Raw genomic sequence first — 262 nt, 5'->3', positions numbered from 1 at the left:
GTTCCTCTTCGAGACGTCCGCCTTCGTCCAGCGACATCTGGCTGGGGAACATGCCTTCTTCCATGCCGACGATAAACACCTGCGGGAACTCCAGACCTTTCGCCGAGTGCAGGGTCATCAGCTGTACCGCGTCCTGCCAGGTATCCGCCTGCCCTTCGCCCGCCTCCAGCGCGGCGTGAGACAGGAATGCCTGCAGCGGCATTAAGTCTTCATCTTCTTCGTTGTAGCTGAACTGGCGCGTTGCCGTCACCAGTTCGTCTAA

The 262-nt window shown here is 59.5% G+C and carries 1 protein-coding gene; it reads right to left on the bottom strand.

Annotated elements, in window-relative coordinates; translation table 11 throughout:
- Positions 1-262 (bottom strand): 3'-5' exonuclease (locus FDX22_RS12390; RefSeq protein WP_304571761.1); only part of this gene is annotated, 262 nt, incomplete at both ends.

This window comes from Citrobacter sp. TBCS-14 (assembly GCF_005280805.1).
GTDB classification, from domain to species: domain Bacteria; phylum Pseudomonadota; class Gammaproteobacteria; order Enterobacterales; family Enterobacteriaceae; genus Citrobacter; species Citrobacter gillenii.
Note: the sequence above shows the minus strand (reverse complement) of the source record. Positions and strands in the feature narration are given on the sequence as shown.